Below are 5,520 nucleotides of genomic sequence, written 5' to 3'. Positions count from 1 at the left end.
ACCAATACATCTGTGCACCATTGAGGACATTAGGGTGGGTAATTAGGCAGTCAGCAACTTGGGCCATGCCACGGGCAACGGGCAGGGCATCGCCAGCGTAGCCGCCGATCGTCGCCCCAATGCCAGTAGGCACAATCAAGACAACTGTGTACGGGCGCTGGCTAGTCATAGATAACAGGCTCAATGCTAAAGGGCTGTGAATAGTGTAGTCTTGCTTAACACCTCCCGTTTACCCTTCCAAGAGTGATACCTTTACTGCCATGCTACCTACATTGCTAAGCACCTATGCTTGACTACGACGTATTGATTGTTGGGGGTGGCCTGGCTGGATGCCGTGCTGCTCTAGAAATTGCCAAAACAGACCCTGGGCGATCGGTGGCCCTTATTGCCAAAACCCACCCCATTCGCTCCCATTCCGTTGCTGCCCAAGGTGGCATTGCCGCCACCCTCAAAAACCTAGACAGTGACGACACCTGGGAAGCTCACGCCTTCGATACAGTCAAGGGTTCAGACTACTTAGCCGATCAGGATGCTGTGGAGATTCTCACGAGAGAAGCACCTGAAGTCGTGATTGACCTAGAACACATGGGAGTGTTATTTTCTCGACAGGCTGATGGACGCATTGCCCAGCGCGCCTTTGGAGGTCACTCCCATCGCCGCACTTGCTACGCTGCTGACAAAACTGGCCATGCCATTCTCCATGAGTTAGTGATGAACCTCCGGCGGTATGGGGTCACCATTTATGACGAGTGGTACGTGCTGCGGTTGATTGTGGAAGACGGCCAAGCTAAGGGTGTGGTTATGATGCATCTACTGGACAGCGAACTCCAGGTGATGCGGGCCAAAGCAGTGATGATCGCAACTGGTGGCTATGGACGAGTCTATAACACTACATCTAATGACTTTGCCTCTACGGGGGATGGGCTAGCAATGGCAGCATTGGCTGGCATTCCCTTAGAAGATATGGAATTTGTTCAGTTTCACCCTACGGGACTCTATCCTGTGGGGGTGTTGATCTCTGAGGCAGTCCGGGGTGAAGGTGCTTATCTAATCAACAGTGAGGGCGATCGCTTTATGGCCACCTACGCTCCTAGTCGCATGGAGTTAGCACCGCGAGATATTACTTCGCGGGCGATCGCTCGCGAGATCCGCGCTGGACGAGGTATTCACCCTGATGGCAGTGCTGGTGGGCCATTCGTCTACCTAGATTTACGCCATATGGGTGCCGAGAAAATCATGAGTCGGGTGCCCTTCTGTTGGGAAGAAGCCCATCGCCTGTTGGGGATTGATGCCATTCATCAGCCGCTGCCTGTGCGTCCTACCGTCCATTACTCCATGGGTGGCATTCCCACTACTACTGATGGACAGGTGCGAGCCAGTGCCACAGGGCTAATAGATGGACTGTTTGCCGCTGGGGAAGCTGCCTGTGTATCGGTTCATGGGGCAAATCGTTTGGGTAGCAACTCGCTGCTGGAATGTGTGGTATATGGACGACGAACTGGGGCTGCGATCGTCCGCTACCTGCCATCTCGCAAGCTCCCTGACCTAGATGCCCAAACCTACCTGACTAGCAGCCGCCATCAACTTCAGGCTCTACTTGATCAGACTGGCCCCTATCGCATTGCTCAAGTGCGACAAACCCTACAAGACTGCATGACAGACTATTGTGGAGTGTTCCGCACAGCAGACCTGATGGCCGAGGGCTTGCACCGCCTGCACGAGATTCGAGACCGCTACCACCAAATCTATTTAGACGACAAAGGTACTTGCTGGAACACCGAGTTAGTTGAAGCCCTGGAACTCCGCAGCTTATTGGTTGTGGCAGAGGTGATTCTGACCTCGGCCCTACACCGCCGAGAAAGTCGGGGTGCCCACTACCGTGAAGACTATCCTGATCGCGACGACACTAACTTTCTCAAACACACTATGGCCTACTATTCCCCCTCTGGCATTGACATCGGCGATCGCCCCGTCACCATCACCCGCTTTCAACCCCAAGAGCGGCGCTACTAGCACGCTCAAGACAGAATAGGGTCGGAAACAAGCACTTCTCTCCTCTGGAAAACCGATCCCCTTGAATCTGAACTAGGTTCTACACTTGTTCTAGTAAGACTCTCTGAGTATCGACTGGGCTTTGGCAGTGAGTAAAGCGTTCAGTCAGCTACAGAATTCGATACCTGGAGAAAGCTGGCTGCGAGGGGGCTAACCGCAACTGTAATGATGGGTCAAGGAGGTTTCGCCATCTCATGCCCGTCGTTCAGTGCCCAGTAGCATCAGGTTGAAACGTATACGGTCAAATGCTTCAAGTCCCCCGCTGGTAGCACTGCAAACAGTTTAAGACTTTGAACAAGGGAGGATGCTGTCGATGGCAAAAGTAGTAGGGATTGACCTAGGAACAACAAACTCCTGCGTGGCGGTAATGGAAGGCGGGCAGCCCGTTGTGATTGCCAATGCTGAAGGTAACCGCACCACGCCATCAGTTGTTGCCTTTACCAAGACTGGGGATAAGCTGGTGGGGCAAATTGCCAAACGGCAAGCGGTCATGAACCCGGAAAATACTTTCTACTCGGTCAAGCGATTTATTGGCCGCAAGTACGACGAAGTGACAGGTGAATCAACGCAAGTGTCCTACAAGGTACTGCGTGACGGCAAGGGCAACGTCAAACTAGATTGTCCAATGCAGAAGAAGCAGTTTGCGCCAGAGGAAATATCTGCTGAGGTACTGCGCAAACTCGTGGATGATGCTAGTAAGTATCTGGGTGAACCAGTGAAGCAAGCGGTAATCACCGTTCCTGCCTACTTCAATGACTCGCAGCGGCAAGCCACAAAAGACGCAGGTAAAATTGCAGGCATTGAAGTGCTGCGCATTATCAACGAACCGACGGCAGCAGCCCTAGCCTATGGTTTGGACAAGAAAAATAATGAAACCATCCTAGTATTTGACTTGGGTGGTGGCACGTTTGATGTTTCCATCCTGGAAGTTGGGGATGGCGTGTTCGAGGTCAAAGCCACCAGTGGCGATACTCACTTGGGTGGGGATGACTTTGACAAAAAAATCGTGGATTGGCTAGCTACCGAATTTCAGCGCAATGAGGGTATCGATCTGCGCAAAGACAGGCAAGCCCTGCAACGCCTGACGGAAGCGGCTGAAAAAGCCAAGATTGAACTGTCAAGCGCAACCCAAACGCATATCAACTTGCCCTTCATTACGGCTACTCAAGATGGGCCGAAGCATCTGGATATGACTCTAACCAGAGGGCAGTTTGAGCAATTGTGTAGCGATTTACTCGATCGCTGCCGCAAACCCGTGGATCAGGCCCTCCGGGATGCCAAACTCACTGCTGCTGACATTGATGAGGTTGTCCTCGTTGGTGGTTCAACCCGCATTCCTGCTGTGCAACAACTGGTGCGGCAAATCACAGGCAAAGACCCCTGTCAGGGTGTGAACCCGGATGAAGTGGTGGCCGTAGGAGCTGCCATTCAAGCGGGTGTGCTGGCAGGTGATGTTAAAGATGTGTTGCTGTTGGATGTGACACCGCTATCGTTAGGTGTGGAAACCTTGGGTGGCGTGATGACTAAGATCATCCCCCGCAACACTACCATTCCAGTGAAAAAGTCTGAAATCTTTTCCACTGCTGCTGACGGCCAAACCAGTGTGGAAATCCATGTGTTGCAAGGTGAACGGGAGATGGCTGCCGACAACAAGAGCCTGGGCACCTTCAAACTCGATGGCATTCCTCCCGCACCGCGCGGTATTCCGCAAATCGAAGTCACCTTTGACATTGATGCGAACGGCATTCTCTCTGTCTCTGCTAAAGACAAAGCCAGCGGTAAACAGCAATCAATCACAATCACAGGCGCATCTACCCTCGATCAATCAGAGGTTGAGCGTATGGTGAAGGAAGCTGAGCGTAATGCTGAAGCTGATCGCCGCCGTCGCGAACAAATCGACACCAAGAACAATGCTGACTCTGTTGCCTATCAGGCCGAAAAGCAACTCAAAGACCTGGGCGACAAAGTTCCTGCTGCTGACAAAACTCGCCTAGAAGGGATGATTAAAGACCTGCGAGCAGCTATAGACCGAGAAAACTACGATCGCATGAAATCCCTCACTAGTGACATTCAGCAAGCACTCATGCAAATCGGCAGCGCTGTCTATGCCCAGACAAATAGCAGCACAGGCAGCAACAATTCCCCAGGTAGTCAAGGTGGCGATGTGATTGATGCCGACTTTGTGGAGCACAAGTAGCGATATACGATGCTGATCATCAAACTTGTAATGAATGCTTCAGCACTGTAGTATCGATAATAGTGACCCGCAGGAACGCTAGGACATAATTGCACCTAAAGCTTGTAGTGAGGACTTAAGTCCTCACTACGAACATCCTAACTGGCTCGCGCTTGCTACGCATCAAACTGTCCAAACTATTAATCTGAACACACTTGATTCAGGCAATCGATGATAGTAATCTGCGGGAACGCTAGGGCGTAACTGCACCTAAAGCTTGTAGTGAGGACTTAAGTCCTCACTACGAACATCCTAACTGGCTCGCGCGTTTACTACGCACCAAACTGTCCAGACTATTAATCTAAACACACTTGATTTAGGTAACTGAGGGGTAATCACCATGACTTCAGCCTTCGCCAAACCTCCGGAAAAATGCGTTTCTGCTGCGTTCAAAGAGGAGAAAAAATTACAAGATGCAATCCAGCGTTTACTAAATCGTGGCGTTCCCAAAGAGCGCATTTCTATCATTGGCCGCAACTTCCAATCAGAAGCCCGCATTACTGGGTTTTTAACCAAAAAAGATGTGATTCTCGATGGGTTAGCTAGCGGTGCCCTATATGGCTCTCTGTTTGGCTCTGTGCTGAGCTTGGTTACCGGGGTTGGTGTGCTATTTGTGCCTTTTCTAGGGGCAGTTGTGGCCGCAGGGCCACTTGGGGCAGCCTTACTAGGTGCAACTAGCGGTGCTCTCTATGGGGCACTGGGGGCAGGGTTAGGATCTGCCCTCATCTCACTGGGGATGCCTCAGGATAAAGCGGCAATTTATCAAACACGGGTACAGGCGGGTGAGTTTTTACTGGTGGTGGAAGTGCCGCAAGAAAAGTCAGGTGAAATCTTCTTGCTCTTGCAAAGCGCTGGCGGCGAAGAGGTCGCTACCACGGACATGCAGCTTCCCCGTGAACCAGACGGTGAATTGACCAGCAGCGACCAAATTTCACCGGAGATCAAAGCAGACTTGTCAGAAGAAGCCCAGCGAACCTTTGTGGAAACCTACAATCAGTCCCTCAGTGAATCTCCAGAAAAAGCCAATGCCCTAGTAAAAGCTTGGGAGCGGATTAAGCAGTTATTCGATCGCGATGACAACGGCATCTTTTCTAAACGCAAAGCTGACTAGAGACTGAGATTGAGGCAACCTGCTCCTTAAACTGCCCGATACACCACTTGTACTTACTGTAGAGGTGTCCATGGCTACCACTGGTTTTAAAGACTACTATGAAGTTTTGGGAGTCAGTAAA

The 5,520-nt window shown here is 51.4% G+C and carries 4 protein-coding genes; 3 read left to right on the top strand and 1 reads right to left on the bottom strand.

Translation table 11 applies throughout. The features are described 5' to 3' along the window. Positions 1-169: DUF3326 domain-containing protein (locus NZ772_12735; protein MCS6814417.1), on the bottom strand; the 169-nt coding region annotated here is incomplete at its 3' end. A 116-nt stretch (positions 170-285) separates the two neighbouring features. On the opposite strand from NZ772_12735, the gene NZ772_12730 reads away from it, so the two are divergent. From NZ772_12730 to NZ772_12720, 3 genes are all read left to right on the top strand, one after another. Beyond that, on the top strand, positions 286-2,013 hold the full coding sequence (locus tag NZ772_12730) for a succinate dehydrogenase/fumarate reductase flavoprotein subunit (protein ID MCS6814416.1): 1,728 nt from the start codon (positions 286-288) through the stop codon (positions 2,011-2,013). 352 nt (positions 2,014-2,365) lie between these two features. Next, positions 2,366-4,249 (top strand): molecular chaperone DnaK, encoded by a 1,884-nt coding sequence (dnaK, locus tag NZ772_12725; GenBank protein ID MCS6814415.1) that lies wholly within the window; start codon positions 2,366-2,368, stop codon positions 4,247-4,249. A gap of 379 nt (positions 4,250-4,628) precedes the next feature. Beyond that, complete coding sequence (locus NZ772_12720; GenBank protein MCS6814414.1) at positions 4,629-5,399, top strand: ChaB family protein; 771 nt, start codon at positions 4,629-4,631, stop codon at positions 5,397-5,399. Positions 5,400-5,520 lie beyond the last annotated feature (121 nt).

The organism is Cyanobacteriota bacterium (genome assembly GCA_025054735.1).
In the GTDB taxonomy this organism is placed as follows: Bacteria; Cyanobacteriota; Cyanobacteriia; order SKYG9; family SKYG9; genus SKYG9.
This window is presented reverse-complemented; position numbering and strand designations above follow the sequence as displayed.

Coding starts and splice junctions, on each gene's coding strand:
- dnaK (MCS6814415.1), top strand. CDS start 2,366: ATGGCAAAAGTAGTAGGGATTGACCTAGGAACAACAAACTCCTGCGTG.
- NZ772_12730 (MCS6814416.1), top strand. CDS start 286: ATGCTTGACTACGACGTATTGATTGTTGGGGGTGGCCTGGCTGGATGC.
- NZ772_12720 (MCS6814414.1), top strand. CDS start 4,629: ATGACTTCAGCCTTCGCCAAACCTCCGGAAAAATGCGTTTCTGCTGCG.